This window comes from Vibrio sp. 10N.261.52.C11 (assembly GCF_041471405.1).
GTDB lineage: Bacteria > Pseudomonadota > Gammaproteobacteria > Enterobacterales > Vibrionaceae > Vibrio > Vibrio crassostreae_C.
The window spans coordinates 35964-55406 of record NZ_JBFROI010000030.1 but is presented as its reverse complement, the minus strand read 5'-3'; the positions used below and the strand labels follow the sequence as shown (position 1 = coordinate 55406).

Annotated in this window: 14 protein-coding genes; 9 read left to right on the top strand and 5 right to left on the bottom strand. The window is 44.2% G+C overall.

From position 1 onward, the window contains the following. Positions 1-22: 22 nt before the first annotated feature. The 3 genes from AB4323_RS12875 (at position 23) to AB4323_RS12865 (ending at position 5344) form a co-directional block, all read left to right on the top strand. The gene (locus AB4323_RS12875) at positions 23-1159 is read left to right on the top strand and encodes an efflux RND transporter periplasmic adaptor subunit (RefSeq protein WP_065584750.1); all 1137 of its coding nucleotides are present in this window, start codon (positions 23-25) and stop codon (positions 1157-1159) included. Positions 1160-1170: 11 nt separating this feature from the next. Then, positions 1171-4323: an efflux RND transporter permease subunit gene (locus AB4323_RS12870; protein WP_017064360.1), complete on the top strand. Its 3153-nt coding sequence runs from the start codon at positions 1171-1173 to the stop codon at positions 4321-4323. Positions 4324-4657: 334 nt separating this feature from the next. Continuing rightward, positions 4658-5344: a MaoC family dehydratase gene (locus tag AB4323_RS12865; protein WP_102428002.1), complete on the top strand. Its 687-nt coding sequence runs from the start codon at positions 4658-4660 to the stop codon at positions 5342-5344. Positions 5345-5421: 77 nt separating this feature from the next. Here AB4323_RS12865 and AB4323_RS12860 read toward each other — a convergent pair whose 3' ends face one another. Continuing rightward, a complete protein-coding gene (locus tag AB4323_RS12860; RefSeq protein ID WP_017064361.1) occupies positions 5422-6237 on the bottom strand; it encodes a phosphate ABC transporter substrate-binding protein in 816 nt (271 codons plus the stop codon). Positions 6238-6490: 253 nt separating this feature from the next. On the opposite strand from AB4323_RS12860, the gene AB4323_RS12855 reads away from it, so the two are divergent. Continuing rightward, positions 6491-6853: a DUF3024 domain-containing protein gene (locus AB4323_RS12855; RefSeq protein ID WP_017059495.1), complete on the top strand. Its 363-nt coding sequence runs from the start codon at positions 6491-6493 to the stop codon at positions 6851-6853. 184 nt (positions 6854-7037) lie between these two features. Here the strand turns inward: AB4323_RS12855 and AB4323_RS12850 are convergent, their stop codons facing one another. Beyond that, positions 7038-7868: an AraC family transcriptional regulator gene (locus AB4323_RS12850; RefSeq protein WP_017064362.1), complete on the bottom strand. Its 831-nt coding sequence runs from the start codon at positions 7866-7868 to the stop codon at positions 7038-7040. A 188-nt stretch (positions 7869-8056) separates the two neighbouring features. Then, a complete protein-coding gene (gene rnb / locus AB4323_RS12845; protein ID WP_372152642.1) occupies positions 8057-10063 on the bottom strand; it encodes an exoribonuclease II in 2007 nt (668 codons plus the stop codon). A 309-nt stretch (positions 10064-10372) separates the two neighbouring features. Between rnb and AB4323_RS12840 the strand changes: the two genes are divergently transcribed. Together AB4323_RS12840 and AB4323_RS12835 are read left to right on the top strand one after the other, a co-directional pair. Then, on the top strand, positions 10373-12442 hold the full coding sequence (locus AB4323_RS12840) for a DEAD/DEAH box helicase (protein ID WP_080582207.1): 2070 nt from the start codon (positions 10373-10375) through the stop codon (positions 12440-12442). A 730-nt stretch (positions 12443-13172) separates the two neighbouring features. Continuing rightward, positions 13173-14366 (top strand): acetate/propionate family kinase, encoded by a 1194-nt coding sequence (locus AB4323_RS12835; RefSeq protein ID WP_017068414.1) that lies wholly within the window; start codon positions 13173-13175, stop codon positions 14364-14366. A gap of 268 nt (positions 14367-14634) precedes the next feature. Here the strand turns inward: AB4323_RS12835 and AB4323_RS12830 are convergent, their stop codons facing one another. After that, a complete protein-coding gene (locus AB4323_RS12830; protein ID WP_372152641.1) occupies positions 14635-15600 on the bottom strand; it encodes a GlxA family transcriptional regulator in 966 nt (321 codons plus the stop codon). 114 nt (positions 15601-15714) lie between these two features. On the opposite strand from AB4323_RS12830, the gene AB4323_RS12825 reads away from it, so the two are divergent. Next, complete coding sequence (locus tag AB4323_RS12825; protein WP_017068423.1) at positions 15715-16506, top strand: MBL fold metallo-hydrolase; 792 nt, start codon at positions 15715-15717, stop codon at positions 16504-16506. A 253-nt stretch (positions 16507-16759) separates the two neighbouring features. Beyond that, on the top strand, positions 16760-17557 hold the full coding sequence (locus AB4323_RS12820; protein WP_017064369.1) for a CPBP family intramembrane glutamic endopeptidase: 798 nt from the start codon (positions 16760-16762) through the stop codon (positions 17555-17557). Positions 17558-17928: 371 nt separating this feature from the next. On the opposite strand, the gene AB4323_RS12815 is transcribed toward AB4323_RS12820, so the two are convergent. After that, positions 17929-18096, bottom strand: coding sequence for a hypothetical protein (locus tag AB4323_RS12815; RefSeq protein WP_017062447.1), 168 nt, complete (start codon positions 18094-18096; stop codon positions 17929-17931). Between the two features lie 217 nt (positions 18097-18313). Between AB4323_RS12815 and AB4323_RS12810 the strand changes: the two genes are divergently transcribed. Beyond that, the gene (locus AB4323_RS12810) at positions 18314-19363 is read left to right on the top strand and encodes a cysteine synthase A (protein WP_372100347.1); all 1050 of its coding nucleotides are present in this window, start codon (positions 18314-18316) and stop codon (positions 19361-19363) included. The last annotated feature ends 80 nt before the right edge of the window (positions 19364-19443 follow it).

Below are 19443 nucleotides of genomic sequence, written 5' to 3'. Positions count from 1 at the left end.
ACTAATAAGTGACGGTATAACCATGCGTAAAAAGTTGATCCTTACTGCTCTTGCAAGCTCTCTTATTCTTGCTGGATGTGGGCAAGATGCTCAGAATGCCAAGCAAGCGCCTTTACCTCTCGTAGCTGTACAGGATGTTAGCGTCGTTTCTCACCAACAAAGTAAGTCGTACATCGGTCGTATTGAAGCCGTTGAAGACACGGCAATTACTGCACAAGTTTCTGGCTACCTGCAAAGCCGCCATTTCAAAGAAGGCCAAATGGTCGAGAAGGGGCAATTGCTTTACTCAATTGAGCCTTCATCATTTGAAGCAGAAGTAGCAAGCGCGAAAGCGGCTGTTGCTCAAGCGAATGCCAACCTTAAAAAAGCCGAACTTGATTTCAATCGTGGTAAGAACCTACTTCCTAAGGGCAGTATTTCTCAATCTGAATTTGATGCATTAACGGCAAACCTATTAGGTTCTCAAGCACAGTTAGAAGCAAGCCAAGCTCAGTTAAACGCCGCGAATGTCCAACTTTCTCACACCAAAATTATCGCGCCTTTCTCTGGAAGAATCAGTGACACTAAAGTAAGTAAAGGTGACCTAGTTTCACCGTCTTCAGGTGTTCTGACAACTTTGGTTAGCCTAGACCCAATCCATGCATCGTTCAGCATCAGTGAGCGTGAGCGTATTGAGCTGGGTATGGACCGCATCGAAGGCGATGGCAGCAGCGACTCTGCAGGTGTTGAAGTTCAGATCATGCTTGAGAACGGTGAAGCGTTCGAACATCTAGGTCAGCTTGACTTCTTGGGCAACCGTATCAACCTTAATACTGGTACGATCGCGATGCGTGCGATTGCTGATAACCCGAATCAGCAACTACTTCCAGGCCAACACGTTCGCGTTGATCTACGTGAAAAACAACCTATTGATGTTGTGACTATTCCTCGTCGTGCAGTGCAAACCGACCTCGAAGGCGACTTCGTGATGGTATTAGTTGAAGGAGAAGCCGAACCCGTTGCTGAGCGCAGAAACATCGAAATGGGTCGTCAGGTTGAAGGTGGTGTGATTGTTCATTCTGGATTAGAGAAAAACGACGCAGTCATCACTCAAGGCCTACAGCGTGTACGTAATGGTATGTCTGTTCGTATTCAAGCTTCTGCTGAACAAGCTGAGTAAGGGGACTATTTATGTTAAGTCGTTTCTTTATTCAAAGGCCTAAGTTCGCCCTTGTTATATCCATAATCTTAACGCTGGCGGGTGCGATTTCTCTCGCTATCTTGCCAGTGGCTGAATATCCAAAAATTAGTCCACCGTCGGTCAGTGTGTCGGCATTCTACACGGGCGCAAGTGCTGAAGTGGTGGAACAGGCGATAGCCGACCCCATAGAAACGTCGGTTAACGGCGTTGAAGATATGATCTACATGTCTTCTAAAAGCGCTAACGATGGTTCATACAACCTTAATGTGACCTTTGATGTTGGTACTGACCCAGATATGGCTCAGGTCAACGTTCAGAACCGAGTTGCTCAAATCGAATCGAAGCTTCCGCAAGAAGTTCGAATGGTGGGTGTCACCGTTAAAAAGCGTTCACCAGACCTTTTGATGGTATTGAACTTCTATTCGCCAAACGGTGAGTACGACGATCAATTCTTGATCAACTACGTTAACCTAAACATTAAAGACCAACTGGCTCGTGTGAAGGGCATCAGTGAAGTTAACGTGTTGGGTGGTGGTGAATACGCGATGCGTGTTTGGTTAGATCCTGAGAAAATGGCTAACCTCAATATCACCACTTCAGACGTGAATCGCGCGTTGGCAGAGCAGAACGTTCAAGTTGCTGCAGGCCGTATTGGTGCTGCACCTTATAACAACGCACAAGAAGTGCAGTTCAACTTGGTAACAAAAGGCCGATTAGAAACAGCTGATGAGTTTGAAAATGTTGTTCTTCGTGCAACTCAAGACGGTTCAACGGTTTACTTAAAAGACATTGCACGTGTTGAGCTTGGTAAAAAGTTCTACGACGGTAATGGTAAATACCGTGGTCAAGATGCGTCGATCGTAACGCTGTCACTTCAATCAGACGCTAACGCGCTGGAAAGTGGCAAAGCTGTGATGGCGATGCTGGAAAACTTAAGCAAGAACTTCCCAGAAGGCGTGGCGTATGAAGCAAGTTACGACACTACACTGTTTGTTGCTGAGTCGATCAAAGGGGTAGTAAAGACCTTAATCGAAGCCATCTTGCTGGTTATTGCGGTAACGTACCTGTTCTTGGGTAGTGCGCGTGCAACCTTGATTCCTGTAGTTGCGATTCCGGTATCTTTGATTGGTACGTTTGCCATCATGCAGATGACGGGTTTCACCATCAACACGGTAACCCTGTTTGGTTTGATACTAGCGATTGGTATCGTAGTAGATGATGCGATCTTGGTTATCGAGAACGTTGATACCACAATGGCTAAAGACCCAACCATTTCACCGCGTAAAGCCACGCTTATTGCGATGAAAGAAGTAACGGGGCCGATCATTACGTCGACCTTGGTTCTACTTGCGGTATTCATCCCTGTTGCAATGCTTCCTGGTATTACTGGCATCATGTACCGTCAGTTCGCTCTGACTATCTGTATCGCGGTTGTTATCTCTTCAATTAACGCATTAACGCTATCACCTGCATTGTGTTCACTGGTTCTTAAGCAGGGTGGTGGTAACACGGCGCGTTGGTACCAAGCATTTAACCGTGGTCTAGAGTCTGTTACTAACAAATACGGTCAAGTGGCTGGCTTCTTAGTTAAGAAAGGCGTTCTGCTGTTCACTTTCTTCTTTGTGGCTTTGGCGGCTGTGACTTATTTTGCGAAGACAACGTCTACGGCGTTTGTACCTCAAGAAGATAAAGGCATTTTGCTGGTTAACGTTCAGCTTCCTGACGCGGCATCCTTGTCTCGAACCGAAGAAGTGACTAAGCAGCTGCTTGAAATGGTTGAACAAGAGCCGGGTGTTGATGGCGTAACACTGGTTAACGGCTACGCATTTATGACAGGCGCTTCTGCGTCGAATGGTGCGTCAATGTTCATCAAGCTTCACGATTGGGACATGCGTAATGCACTGGATGGTCAACACTCTGCTCAGGCTATCTCACAGCGTATTAATGGTCGTGCTGCGACTGAACTTCCTCAAGCTGTCGTGTTTGCGATGGGGCCTCCTGCAGTTCCGGGCATGGGGGCCGCGTCTGGTTTCGAGTTTGTACTTGAAGATACGCTAGGCCGAAGCCGTACTGATCTTGCTATGGTGATGAATGACGTGATAGCTGAGGCGAGCAAACAGCCTGAGATTTCACACACATTCAGTACTTTCCGTGCGAACGTACCTCACTACTATGTCGATATTGACCGTGAGAAAGCGCAGCAATTAGGTATTCCGTTGTCGGAAATTTTCCAAACACTACAAGGTAACCTTGGTTCGTTGTACGTGAACGACTTCACCATGTTTGGTAAGAACTTCCGCGTAACCATGCAAGCTGACAGTGAACACCGTAGCAGCATGGACGACCTACAACGATTCCACGTTCGTTCGTCTAATGGCGAGATGATCCCGTTAAGCACATTGGTGACTTACGATCAGATCTTCGAACCAGATGTAGCATGGCGTTACAACATGTACCGCAGTGCCGTGATTCAAGGTCAACCTGCAGAAGGTTACTCAAGTGGTGATGCGATTGCGGCAATGGAACGTGTAGCTGCAGAAGTATTGCCTCAGGGGTATCAGTACGAATGGACAGGCATGGCTTACCAAGAAGTACTAGCAGGTAACCAAGCGATCTTTGCTTTCGCACTGGCTCTGATCTTCATCTACCTGTTTATGGTGGCTCAATACGAGAGTTGGACAATTCCGATTGCGATTATCCTCGTGGTACCTGTCGCAACCTTAGGCTCCTTCTTGGCATTGAATCTAACGGGCACTCCGCTGAACCTTTATGCACAAATAGGTTTGGTTCTCTTGATAGCCTTGGCCGCGAAGAACGCAATCTTGATTGTGGAATTCGCAAAGGTAGAGCGTGAAGAGAAAGACGCACCGATTGAAGATGCAGCGGTGAAGGGCGGTACACTGCGTTTCCGTGCTGTGAACATGACGTCTTGGTCGTTCATCTTAGGTATCTTCCCGCTTATCTTTGCTGCGGGCGCAGGTCACGTGAGTCAGAACTCTTTGGGTATTTCACTGATCGGCGGCCTGTTATGTGTGTTACTGGCGGGTACGTTCCTAATCCCTGGCTTCTACGCATTCGTGCAACGTAAGCGTGAGAAAGCACACGGTGGTAATACCAAGCTGGTTCCGCTTGATGACGAATAGGGGATTGAGTGTCTTGTAAGATTCGTCTCTTACAAGACCAACCCTCGGAAAACTAATTCCTTGTAAAAACTAAGGTTTAGCATTGCGCTAAGCCTTTTTTTATTCCACTTATGAATAAAAACGCCTTTTATATAAACAAATGTTTGTCATGTGATAGAGCTAACACTCTAATTTGGGTTTTGTAATAAAATGATGTTTTATTGGTAAGTATATGTTTAATATGATTTTAACAAGGTTCAGCTAACGGTTGTATGCTCGAAAACATTTGCACAATAGTGTGAAGTGTTTCAAAATTACGAAGTTATATTGAAATTTTTTGTGCATTGAGGTTCTTATGAAAGTCATTGATTTATTTAAACACCGAGGCGATAGCATGTCTTCGCAACACTCAGAGTTTATGCAATGGATGTCTCCAGCTCTTAGAGATTACTGGGGCGACTTTCTTAATCGTACGCAAAATAGCCATTTCTTTGCGTGGGTTCGTGATCACCATAAACCTGCTGTCAATGAAGATGCACCAGAGATGCCGATGGAACAGCCGATCGTACTTAAGCCAGAAGCACAACTTGTGTTTGATGAGCTTAATCAACAGATCGGTGAAGTCATCCATACTGGCGACTGGATCAATGTAAGTCAAGACCGTATTAACCAGTTCGGCCTTGTTACTGAAGATATGCAGTGGATTCACACTGAGCCTGAAAAAGCGGAAACAGACTCTCCGTTCAAAACAACCATCGCACATGGTTTTTTAACTTTATCTCTGCTTCCTCGATTGACTGACAGTGTTGACCCTGACAAGTCTCAATTCCCAACAGCGAAGATGGTCGTAAACATTGGTCTTAACCAAGTACGTTTCCCATACCCTGTTAAATCGGGCAGTAATGTTCGTGCTAAAAGTACGCTAACAAAAGTAACGCCAATTAAGAAAGGCCTAGAGATTGAACGCGAAATTCGCGTCGAAATCGAAGGTATTCGTCGTCCTGGCGCTGTGATCGTTTCAGTGATTCAACTTCACTTCTAAACGAACCATATAGATTCCAAAAAAAAAGAGAGAGCTTAATGCTCTCTCTTTTTTTTCATAAGATAAAACTCACTCACTTATTTAATGCGAGTGTAGCCGTACTCTTCGATAAGGTCTTGCCCTTGCTTTGACTTCACGAACTTGATGAAGTCTTTGCTCTCGTCAGAAACTGAGTCTGTCTTGTGCAGCAACAAGAATGGGCGAGCCAATTCATAGCTGTGGTTAGCAATGTTCTTAGATGTTGGCTCTACGCCTTCAAATGTAATTGCTTTAATCGAACGGTCGATTGAACCAACAGAGATAAAACCAATCGCGTGTGGGTTATGGTTAACAATCGTTTTAACCATGCTGTTGCTGTTTACAACCAAGTTATTTGGGTTGATGTCAGACACTAGACGGTCATTAATGATCTTCGTTAAACCAAGCAAGCTTTCGAAGCTATAGCGTGAGCCAGAAGACGCTTCGCGAGTGACAACTGCGATAGGCTGATCTGCGCCACCCACAGCTTTCCAGTTCGTGATTTTGCCTTTGTAGATATCGAACAGCTGCTCACGTGTAACGTTGCTTACAGCGTTTGAGCGGTTAGTTACTACAGCTAGGCCGTCAAAGGCAATTGGAAATACCTTCAACTTCTCGTCTTGTTCGCGGTCGGTTAAATAACGCGAGCTCATACCGATGTCAGAGACACCTTTATTAACCATGGTAATACCTGCTGTAGAACCAATGCCCTGAACCGCAATATAGTTATCAGGGTGAGTCTTGTTGTACTCCTCAGCTAATACATCCATCACTCGTGATACTGAAGTGGAGCCCGAAATAGTGGTTTCTTGTGCTAAAGCAGCATGAGAAGACAGGGCTAAGGATAAAAGAGAGGCAAGCGCGACTCGTAACATAAACAACTCCTAGTTAATAACATTTGTCGCATATGATAGGTCGGTTATATGACACTTTTGTGAAATTCCATACTCTCGATGTATAGCTGTTCGCTTGATGAGTCGTAGCTTTCTGGGTTTCCGAAAGCAAGATTCGTTTCTGGGAGCAGGGCCGGTATTTTGATTACGCTTGTTCGCTAAAATGTTTGTTGAGTCCTAAGCTAAGTAGAGGAATTCACTACTTAGAAGTTTCTATGAAGTTACAAGGGGTGTTATGTCCGTCATTCATATCGAGCTGAATCGTCTTTTAATTGGGGCCGAGAGGCTCTGTACATCTCGAAATCGAAGTTTACCTGTCGAGCTAGGCAAATCCCTATATGAAGAGTGTGAGGGTGGTGTGCTGTTTTCTCAGGCGCATTATCTACTCGACTCATCTCACAGTGATTATACAAACGAGATCGTCTGCGTGACTTTTGATGAGTCGCTGTCTTGTTGGTTAGTGATGGTGCCGCTTGAAGGGGATGTCGAAACCGACTCTGTGAATTGGGGGCCGTATCCGTACCTTCCTAAATCGAAGGATCTTGATGCTATTTTGGCGGAAATAGAAAAAGACCCTAAATCGTACTTCTGGTCATAGTCACTCTGTTTTCACGTTTGCTGGTGGCCTGCTCGCAAAGCTGAATCAATGAGTATCAAAACTCAACCACTGAATCCCAAAGCCAAATCATCTCATCCCACACCCAAGTGGCTTAATATTGAAGCCACTTGGTTTACACCAGTTCCCAACTAAGACGTCCACATCAATCTATCGCTTTGTTTCTTTAAACTTGCGGCTTTACGCTCTGCAGTTGTGCTTGTGCCACTAGCGATCGGAAGTCTTTTGGTGTTTTTCCGTGATACGTTTTAAAGGCCGTGCTGAAGTGAGCGGCACTTTTAAAGCCTGACTCATACGCGATTTGAGTGATCGACTTATCCGATGTTCTTAGCTGAGTGGCTGCATGAGCAATACGTTTTATCTTTAATAAGTTTGAGAACGACAGATCTTCAGCCGATAAGCGACGTTTAAGTGTAGCCGGTGACATTCCCATGTAACTGGCGAGCGTATCCAAAGAGATATTGTTTTCAATGTTTTGCTCGATGTAATGAATGACTCTTTGGGTCACGGTTAACCTTGAAGCTCGAGCAATAATAGCCAATAGAGCTGGGTACTGTTCCACCATCAAAGACAGCAAACTTAAGCCTAATTGAGTGAGTGCGTAGTCATTCTGAGAAGAAGAGTTGGCCAGTGACATGATGAGATCTTTCAACTGACAGAGCTCAGTATCCGTTTGATTGAACTTAATGTACTTGTCTGGGATTCGAGCGGACTCTAAATCGCTGAACTGATTAATGAACTTTTGAAAGATAGCCAAATCAAAATCTAAGCAGGTTGCGCTGAATTCGCCATTTTCAGTGTTAACCGTGATGTCTTTAATCTGACCAGAATTGTAAAGGGTGAAATCTCCCGCTTGCAACGAGGCTTGAGTACCATTGGGCAACACAAAAGAAATGCTGCCTTTCGACACTATAAAGATACCGTTTTTAGAGGCAGGATAACGTTCTCGTCTCCTGGGAATGAAGTTTCTGAACTGAGTAACTGTGATTGATGACATAGTGAGCTTCTTTGACGTTGTAAATTGATTGCTTATTGATTGTTTTTTTTAAGTATTGTTTAAGCATGAGACATTTACAAAAAAGGCGCTAATAATTAGCGCCTTTAGAAGTGAACCTTTGAAGCTTTTGACCTTGATAGCTTTGACCTTGAAAGCCGTAACCTTGAAAGCTGTAGCTGTTAAAGCCTTTAAGCTTCGGTTTCGTTTGTCGTTTCAGGCTCGCTAGGCAAGTCCGCAAATACTTGAGTAGGTTTTGCTACTAAGTTACGGTTTTCCTGATTAACTTCAGAGAGAACTACTTCTAAAACGTCTCCCAGTTTGTATACCATTTCTTTATCGATAGATACAGTACCCATATCACCGTTGCACTCTATTCTTTCTTTATTATTAAGAATGAGAGATCCAGGGATAAATGCAGCAGCACCATTTTCAAGTAAACGTACACGCATACCTGCACGGTTAATATCGAAAATCTCAGCTTGGAAACGAGTTTCTTCTGCTGGAGCATTGGCTAGAGTGCGAGCATACAACCAATCGCCAACATTACGCTCAGCCATGCCGTGGTGACGGCGGTGCAGGGCAAGTTCATCACCGATAGTTTCATCTGGTGTTTGAATTGGCGCTTTACCTAAGATGTGTGCTTTAAGCATACGGTGGTTAATCATGTCGCCATATTTACGAATTGGAGAAGTCCAAGTTGCGTAAATATCTAATCCCATCGCGTAGTGCGGTGCAGGCTCATTGCTGATCTCGCTATACGCTTGGAATTTACGAATACGGTTGTCGTAGTAGCTGTTATCTAAAGAACCTAACCAACGACGTAGAGTAGCAAAACCTTCTAGAGAAATGATTTGCTCTTCAGTGAACGGCGTTTCCGCTTGCGGGTTTACCAGTTCAAGAACGTCGGAGATTTTCTCAGCCTTGAAACCAGAATGGCAGTTAAACACACCTTGGTTGAAGCTCTCTTTTAGTACTCGGCCCGCACAGATGTTCGCGCTGATCATTGATTCTTCAACTAGCTTGTTTGCGCTACGACGCATGTCAGCGTGGATAGCGACAACATCGTTATCTTCGCTCAGTTCAAAGCGGTAGTCAGGGCGATCTGGGAACACAACAGCGTTTGCTGAGCGCCATGCTGAACGTGCTTGAGCAAATTGGTGAAGATCAGAAACAATTGCAGCAATCTCTTCTGATGGTTGCCATTTCTCTGATGCACCTGTTTCTAGCCAGTCTGATACGTTGTCGTAAGCAAGACGAGCATGAGATTTGATGTTTGCAGCGAAGAAGTTAATGTCATCACCGATAACGCCATCTTTAGATACCGTTACTGTGCAGCAAAGTGCAGGACGAACTTCGTTCTCGATCAGTGAACATAGGTTGTCAGCAAGATCACGAGGCAACATTGGGATGTTGCGACCAGGAAGGTAGATAGTGAAACCGCGCTCGCGTGCCACTTTATCCATCGCATCATCTGGAGAGATGTAAGCCGTTGGATCAGCAATTGCGATAGTCAGTTCAAAATCACCGTTCTCTTTCTTCTTCGCGTAAAGCGCGTCATCCATATCTTTTGTGCTTTCGCCATCGATAGTCACAAAAGGGACGTGCGTCATGTCTACACGTTCAAGATCGGCGTCATCGTTGATTAGCCAGTTGTCGATGCCTTCAGGCTCACTGTTTGGTAGATCGTTTTGTGCCAGCGTTACCCACCAAGGTGCAATCTTGTCGTCAGCGTCTGTGATTTTCTCAGAGATCTGAGCCAAGAATCCGTTGTCACCTTTTAATGGGTGTTGAACGATATGAGCAACAACCCAGTCACCTTCTTTAAGCGTTTCAGGGTTTAGACCCTTCATTGCTTTCGCTTTAAGTTGCAGTTTTTTGAGCTGCGGCTGATCAGGAACAACGTTCAATCGGCCTTTGAAAAGCTTAACTCGTGCAATAAAGCGAGTAAGACCTTGTTCAACCAATTCCTCAGGCTCTGCTACTTCGCGCTCTTTCTCTGTGCGAATGATGGCAATCACCTTGTCACCGTGCACACATTTCTTCATGTACGGAGGCGGGATAAAGAAGCTTGTTTTGCTATCAACTTCGAGAAAACCAAAACCTTTTTCAGTGGCTTTGATGGTACCTTCCTTTTTAGGGAGGGTTTCTTGGATTTGCTGCTTGAGCTGAGCGAGTAGAGGATTATCTTGAAACATTTTGACTTTTATCTATCGAGGACAATTGAGCACACTATAATCATTGCGAGGCTTGATTACTACTTAAAGGCGAAGTGAGCGTTAATTAATTGCCCTCTTATTTAACTAGGTCAATTTGCTAGGAGATGGGTGCTGTGACGAGATATTCATCAAGTTTTGACGATATGATAACCAGTATTGATGTAAAAGCGAAAAATATGTGATGTATTTCAATTTTTTCTGGATTTTTTTATGCATTTAGGGAATAATCCGCCTCCCTTAGACGTCCCTAATGGCTTGAAGTGTTTTATTACTGCTTCGTAACTCTGAATGGAATCAGTATCTGATTGGATCAGTATTGGAATTGATAGAGCTCCCGGGACCTTTTGTTTACTTATATATAGTGGGATCCCAATGTCCGAATCTGTAATTCAATTTAATGAATTAGCCCTAAACGATAACATTCTTTCAGCTCTTGATAGCATGGGTTTCGTTTCTCCGACTCCAATCCAAGCAGCAGCTATTCCTCTTCTTCTTGAAGGCCGTGACGCACTAGGTAAAGCACAGACTGGTACTGGTAAAACAGCAGCATTCTCTCTGCCTTTACTTAACAAAATCAACCTGAACCAACACAAACCACAAGCAATCATCATGGCTCCTACTCGTGAGCTAGCGATTCAAGTTGCTGCGGAAATCAAAAACCTTGGCCGTGATATCAAAGGTCTTAAAGTTATTGAAATCTACGGTGGTGCTTCAATTGTTGACCAAATGCGTGCTCTAAGCCGCGGTGCTCACATTGTTGTTGGTACTCCAGGTCGTGTTAAAGACTTACTAACTCGTGACCGTCTACACCTAGATGAAGCACACACATTTGTTCTTGATGAAGCAGATGAAATGCTGAAAATGGGCTTCGTAGATGACGTTACTTGGATCCTAGAGCAAGCTCCAGAATCTGCACAACGTGTACTTTTCTCTGCAACTATGCCTCCAATGGTTAAGACTATTGTTGACCGTTACCTACGTAACCCGGCTAAAGTTGACGTTGCTGGTACTAACCACACAGTTGATAAAGTAGCGCAGAACTTCTGGGTTGTTAAAGGCGTAGAAAAAGACGAAGCAATGTCTCGTCTTCTAGAAACTGAAGAAACTGACGCGTCAATCGTATTCGTACGTACTCGTCAAGACACTGAGCGTCTAGCTGATTGGCTATCTGCACGTGGCTTCAAAGCTGCTGCACTGCACGGTGATATTCCTCAGTCTCTACGTGAGCGTACTGTTGATCACATCAAACAAGGTGTGATCGACATCCTAGTTGCAACTGACGTTGTAGCTCGTGGTCTTGATGTTCCACGTATCACTCACGTATTCAACTACGACATCCCATTCGATGTTGAATCTTACATCCACCGTATTGGTCGTACTGGCCGTGCTGGACGTAAAGGTAAAGCGATCCTACTAGTTCGCACTAACCAAATTCGCATGCTTCGCACAATCGAGCGCGTAACTAAGTCTCAAATGGAAGAAATTCAACTTCCTCTACGTGACCAAGTTGCTGCTGCACGTGTTGCTAAGCTTGGCGCTGAACTTGAAACTGAGAAAGAAAGCAAAGCACTAGAAAACTTTGCAGGTCTTATCTCTACTCTTCAAGAGTCTCTAGAAGTTGATGCTGCTACTCTAGCTGCAATGCTTCTTAAGCGTCAGCAAGGTAAGAGCCCACTATTCTACGTTGGCGAAGACCCAATGATCGCTGCTATTGAGCGTGATAAGAACCGTCGCAAAGAGCGTCGTGAAGATCGTGACAACGGCCGTGACGGTGGTGGTCGCAACTTCAATACTCAAGATTGGGATACTTACCAACTACAAGTTGGCCGTGAGCAAGGCGTTCAGGTTAAAGACATCGTTGGCGCACTAGCAAACGAACTTGGCCTAACTAAAGGTTCTATCGGTGCTATCAAGCTAGACCAAGGTTCTACTTACGTTCAACTGCCAAAAGCAATGAACTCTGAAACTGCTGGTAAGCTAAGCAAACTTCGCATTCGTCAAAAAGAAGCTGGCGCTGTAGTTGTTGATTTCAATGACTTCCGTGAGCCTCGTCGTGGCGGCGGCGGTCGTGATGGCAACCGTGGTGGCAACCGTGGCGGTCGTGATGGTGGCGGCTACCGTGGTAACCGTGAAGGCGGCAACCGCGAAGGTGGTAACCGTGAAGGCGGTCGTGGTGGATACCGTGGCAACCGTGATGGTGCTCGCGATGGTAACTCTGCTGGCGGACGTGATGGCGAACGTCGTTTCGACCGTAACCGTGGTGGCGATCACCGTGGTAACTTCCGTGGCGAACGTGGCCATGGTAACGGCAATGGCGGTGGTAACCGTGGTCGTCGTCCAGAGCGCAACGAAGGTTAATCAACCTGTCGCTTAGACGCTTTAGGTCTAGACACTGAATTTAAAAGCCGAGCGTAATGCTCGGCTTTTTTGTGCCTGCTATTTGAACTTAAGCTTTGGTTAGCTCGATATTCGTAGCTAACTTACTTTAATCAAGCTTCGTTCCTGTAACTATGCTTCGTCCATGAAACTAAGCATCGCGCCTAGAACGAATGTTAGTGCCAAAACTTAGCTGTATCGCGTTCTAAGCCTATACCAAAACATTCTAAAACAAAGAGTGAAGGCTATCTAAGCGTCGTTACAGTGCATCTATTCGTAGAGTTGTGCTCGAAGGCAATCAAAATAAGATCAGATCACTATTCTCAACTTCAGTGAGCTTTTTGATGCAAACACTGAGCAATTGAGAAATCGAGCAAAAAGTTATCGGTAATGATAAGCAGACGAAAGGGAAGGGTGGTTGTTTTTCAAGCGGATCACCTGCATTTGTTCGAGTCGCTTTAATTAACTGAATCAAGTTAAAAATAACGTGAGCACTCGTTTGCGTCACCTGTTCATTAATTTTCTTATTCAACTATTTTTTAATTCCGCTCTCGAAATAAATAATTTAATGACCAAGATCAACTTAATTGTGTTCATTTAGTGATTTTTTCAAAACAAAAGTTGAAAGATTCAAAAATTATTGAATAATGGACTTAACTAAAATTGAAGTAAACACTTCATCCAATTCGTACTGAAACAGGATCCATATCCAATGTCTAATTCGTTTGTTCTGGTTATTAACTCGGGTAGTTCATCCCTAAAATTTGCTGTAATCGATTCTGTTTCTGGTGAAGCAGTATTAAGTGGCCTAGGGGAGTGTTTTGGTCTTGAAGATGCTCGTATGAGCTGGAAATTCCAAGGCGAGAAAACTGAAATTGCCATTCAAGGTGAAGATAACCACCACAAAATTGCCATTGGCAAATTGGTTGGCCTGATGGAAGACCTAGGCTTCACGGCTGATATCGTGGCTATCGGTCACCGTATCGTACACGGCGGTGAGAAGTTCACTCAAACGGTTCGCATTACTGAAGAAGTAACGAACGAAATTGAAAGCCTATCTGACCTAGCTCCACTTCATAACCCAGCAGGTGCTATCGGTATCCGTGCTGCAATTGAAGCTTTCCCTTCTCTACCTCAGTTCGCTGTATTTGATACTGCTTTCCACCAAACAATGCCTCAACGTGCATTCACTGGTGCAATCGCAAAAGAGCTATACACAGACTTCGGCGTACGTCGTTACGGTTTCCACGGCACTAGCCACTACTTCGTTAGCCGTGAAGCTGCGAAGATGGTTAACAAGCCAATCGAAAAATCGAGCTTCATCTCTGTTCACCTAGGTAACGGCGCATCTGTATGTGCTATTAAAGATGGTAACAGTGTTGATACTTCTATGGGCTTCACACCACTTTCAGGCCTAATGATGGGCACACGTTGTGGTGACCTAGACCCAGGCATCATCGAATACCTACTTAAGAAAGGCTGGTCACAAGAGCAAGTATTTAACTCTCTAAACAAGGAGTCTGGCTTCCTTGGCGTGTCTGGTCTTACGAGCGATGCTCGTGGCATCTTAGAAGCAATGGAAGAGGGCCACGAAGGCGCTAAGCTTGCGTTTGAGGTGTTTACTTACCGCGTAGCGAAATACGTTGCTTCTTACCTTGCAACGCTAGATTCTTTAGACGGCATCATCTTCACTGGTGGTATCGGTGAGAACTCTCTACCAATTCGTCGTGAAATCCTAAACAACCTTAAGATTCTAGGTTTCGTTGAAGATGTAGCAGGTAACGAATCTGCTCGCTTTGGTGCTGAAGGCATCATCGGTAAGTCTGAAATGCTAAACGCATTAGCAATGGTTATCCCAACCAATGAAGAATTCGTGATTGCTCAACAGTCGGTAGAACTACTGTAATTTACTTTAAAAACAGATAGTTAAAAGCGAGCTTAGTGCTCGCTTTTTTGATCTTATATGTTGGATAGACCATCGCAAAGCACGCGAATGCCGAGCACTCATCGCTCCCTACATTGACTGCTGCAATTCACTTTTTAGCTCCAAACTAGTGAGGTTAGTGTTGGCTTGTTTATGCCCCAAAAACGCCTAGAATTGAACTTGCAAGGTTTCAGATACAAAAAGTAATAGATGCGACGATCTAGCCCCATCGCCCTCAATGAAATTAAGACTATTGCTTGAATGTAGTGCGCCACTGAATCGGCGATACATGAAAAGCCGATTTGAAGTGCTTTCTGAATACGCTGTCAGAACCAAAACCCGCTTTCTCTGCAACTTGAGGAACAGATAACTTAGTGGTTTCTAGTAGGCGTTGGCTGAGCACCAAGCGTTTATTTTGCAACCATTCACCAAATGTACAGCCATAGGTAGCTTTAAACTGGCGTGTGAAGGTTCTTTTGCTCATCGCACAGCGCTCAGCGACTGCATCTAGTGAGTGAGGCAGATGGACGTTTTGTTCGACATGCTCAATCACAAGGCTAATACTTGTCTCTGTAAGAGGTTTTATGTTGACTGGTGCTGGTATGTATTGCTGCTGTCCACCAGTACGAGATGGCGCAGTCACCATCTTACGTGCGAGATCATTCGCAAGCTCACTACCACACAAACGGCGCACTATATGTAGACAACAATCGAGTGAAGCAGCTACTCCAGCAGAGGTAATGATAGTCTCATGTTCAACAAATAGAGGGTTTTGGTCAAAATCCACCTTAGGAAATTGCTGCTGAAATTGTTCGGAAAACGCCCAATGGCTTGTGGCACGTTTTCCATCGAGAACGCCAGCACATGCAAGTACATAAGACCCGAGGCAGAGTCCTACTAGTAGCTTACCTTTCCCATGATGCTCTATTAGCGCCTCTATAAGTCGCTCACTTGGCTCTGGCAGGTCATTTGGCCAGCTTGGAACAATCACAATATCCGCCTCTTTAATAGCGCTCAAATCTCTATCGATCACCACACCAAATCCAGAGCTTGTTTCAAACTGCAAGCTGTTTTCGCAACAGATCCTCAAGTCAAACCGAACCGGCTGGCCGAAAAAGATATCTTGAAACACCAGACAAGGCACAGAGAGATGAAAAGCACTGATGCCTTCAAAGGCTACCATCGTAATTTTAATTAGCTCGGTTGATTTGTTCACAAGTGTCTCGATTTGCGCGAATGTTGACTTTCAAGACAGTATCACAAGAAACTAGAAAGAAGCATACTAAATCTCATAGAGAACATGGCTTGTTAGTGAGTTTAGAGAGGCATTATGAAGATCCACCACCTACGTAGCGCAACATTTATTATTGAATCTGGCGAAAAATTTATCCTTATTGATCCTATGTTGGGGAAAAAAGGCTCTATGCCTCCGTTTTCAGTCATTAAGGCTAAGGCCGCGAAAAATCCAACCGTTGAGATGCCAAGTAATGCCGATGAGCTACTAAACAAGGTTACTCATACCTTAATTACTCACAGTCAAACACTTGGTATCAAGGCATTACAACATGGAGATCACCTAGATCCGGCAGGTGAGACGTTTTTAACAAGTCGTAATATCCCAGTTGCGACACCAGCCAAAGATAAGGCTTACCTAGAAAAATATGACTTAACGGTAAATTGGGGAATTGAAGACTGGCAAACTATCGACTTTCTAGACGGAAAGCTCACCGCGGTTCCGGCTTTGCACGGCCATGGATGGATTCACAAGGTAATGGCTAATGGTGTTGGATTTTTCTTGGAGCTCCCCAATGAGCCTTCTATTTACATTAGCGGTGATACAGTTCTAACCGATGATGTAAAACGAGCGTTGACTGAGTTGAAACCTGATATCACAGTAGTCGCGGCAGGTCGTGCTCGTATGGACGTTGGTCAACCGTTATTGATGTCTATTGATGAGGTCATGGAGTTTATTCGCCTTTCCCCTAATAAGGTGGTTGCGAACCATATGGAGGCACTCAATCACTGTGCAGTGACTCGACCAATTCTTAAAGAAGCAATTGATAAAAACGGTTTGTCAGATAAAGTCCTTATTCCTGCTGATGGTGAGACCTTGGAGTTTTAGATACCTGAACTAATCCGGTGACTCCCGATTTAAGTAAATAGTCTAAATGATTTCTGTCCAGAGATGTGTTATGCCGCCATGCTTTGGGACAAGAACGCCTCAGTGCTATGACTCTAAAACGCGTGTGCCTCAAAATCCGGCAGAGTTAAACCCATACATATCCTGTTCCAGTTTTTCACCAGATTATTTAGTCGTGAAGATCTCGATACGATTGAAATTAATGTGAGGCGGATGATATAAATGTAATCTTTAAATGCAAGAATTAATAAATTTAGATATGGTACAAATGGATAACTTTCCCACCGTAGGACTTAAAACCTCGTTACCCATAAGCATATTGGCACTTGCCTTATATTACTTATGGGGCGACATGGGTTTTAATGATCTTCGAGGCCTTTTTTGGGTGGTGGCGTTTGTGATGATGCTTACTTTAAAGAAGAGTGAAAATAGCCTCTTTTCAGTAACTCCACAAGTTTCCTCTTTTACTCATCATGTATTCCCAATTACTGTGCTAGCGATTGGCGTGGCTTGTATCACGTTGTTCTATATGGAATTTATCCGGCAATATGTCACGGGACAAGAAGTCGACTATATCGTAGGATTTCTCGTTAGTGGTGAACTGGAAGTAAGCGAGAAACTAAATTATCTTTTCGAAACCGTTATATTAGCTCCGTTATCAGAGGAGTTTTTCTTCAGGTTTATCTTGCTAAGTAGCATATGCTTACTTTTGAGAAACAAGTTTGTAGGCGTAATTTTATCGTCACTCTTATTCGCCTACGGCCATGAAGACCCTGTCGTTGCTTTTTCTCTAGGTATCACTGCATCAATAGTTCTACTGAAATACATGAGTATATATAGCGCTATAATTTTTCATACGATTTATAATTTGTGGATATATACAGTGGAAGTTTTTATCGTACCCGCATTTTTCTTTAATGATTGGGACTTTGCACCAAGTGGGAACATCGGAACAATCGTTTCTATAATGGCATTAGCTGTATCTTTTTTGGCACTATTGATTATTAAACGCAAGGAAAAATCAATACAATAAGGTTTTAGCAACCGCTTCATCACTATATGGACTGAGGCAATAATCAATGAAATCAACACACTTATCAACACCTCGATAGTAAAGTTGCTGACACACTTTTGTCCAAACCCGTGTTAATAGGTGCGATTATAATAGCTTGCCAACCAACGAAGAATTCGTGATTGCTCAACAGTCGGTAGAACTTCTGTAATCTGAACTGAAGTCTAAGCAAGAAAAAGACAATCAAAAGCGAGCCCAAGTGGCTCGCTTTTTGTGTCTAGTAAAGATGCGTCTGAATGTTTTAACAGGGGGATAGCCTACAAGGCGATCGTGAAACAGTTTTAGAACAGAGCTTAAATTGCGACTCATCGGGTGCTCTGGAAGCGCTAAGGTTATTTAGTCCCTGAGCGGTAGTTTGGATCTGTCCAGCATCGAGGTAACTCTTCCCCTGACATAAACATCAGTTCGGACTTTTTAAACATCTCAGGGTCTTGCTGTTCTTCGCCTGCTTGAAACCGACCTTCGATACTGTCTTGAAATAAGTTGGTTAATTTGGTCATTTCAGTTACATCAACGAGGTCACCGGTTTTTTCTCTTTTAGAAACATTTTTTTGCCCTCAATCTAATCGGTCACCCCTAATTATAATTGCTATTTGGAAAATGAGAGTCTTTTCAATTCCGGCACTTCTTGACTAAGCAGACCCCAGAGCTACGCTTATGATCATCGACAACCCAATCGATGAACAAGCTTATCCTCAACAAATAAATGGAGTCGCGATGTCATCTGCCCATATTGCAAACAATCTCAGTGAACTGATTGGCGATACCGATCTTGTTAGAATCAACAGTCTTTCAGATATATCAGGTTGTGAAATTCTTATTAAGTGCGAACACCAGAACCCGGGTGGTTCGATTAAAGATAGAGCGGCACTTCAGTTGGTTATGGATGCAATAGAAGCCGGTAAGCTTAAGCCGGGAATGACAATCGTTGAAGGTACTGCTGGTAATACGGGAATAGGACTTGCTCTGGTCGCTAAATCCCTTGGTTACAAAATGTTGGTGGTGATGCCAAAAGGGCAGGCACAAGAGAAAGAGCGCATGATCTCGCTTTATAATGCTGAACTGTTATTGGTCGACCCTTGTCCTTTTGCAAACCCTGAACATTTTTACCACACGGCTAAGCGGATTGGTGTCGAAAATGAGAGTTATTGGTGGGCAGATCAGTTTGAAAATCTCAGTAATTATCGAGCGCACTATTTAAATACTGGACCTGAGATCTGGCAGCAAACACAGGGGAATATTGATGCTCTAGTTTCAGTGGTGGGGACGGGTGGAACCATTGCCGGAAACTCACACTATCTATCTGAGCAGCAACCCAATCTCGAAACTTGGTTAGTTGACCCAAATGGGTCCGGCATTTATTCGTTTCTACGTAATGGACACTATCAATCAACGGGAAGTTCGTTCACGGAAGGCATAGGGATCATGCGAACGGTTGAAAATTTCAGGCAGGCAAAAATCAATCGTGCAATCACGCTTCCCGATCAGGATTTGGTGACGATATCCCGCCTTGTTGCGGAACATGACGGTATTCTTCTAGGAAGCAGTTCGTCGTTGAACGTAGCAGGTGCGCTATACGCTGCGGCTAGAATGGGGAAAGGGAAAACCATCGTTACATTTAGCTGTGACCTTGCTGAGCGCTCGTATTCGAAGCTGCACAACGAAACGTTTCTGAAAGAAAAAGAGATACAGCTTAATAAAGAAAACCTCTCTCAACTATGGGCTCGTTATCAAGCCGAAGATGGCAGCATGGTCGTCAACGTATAGTCGCTTTAAGTTAGTAACAGCCAGTGGTCTGCCAGCTCTTTCGTTAGCGCTGAACATCCGGTTAGAGCTAAACATCCGTT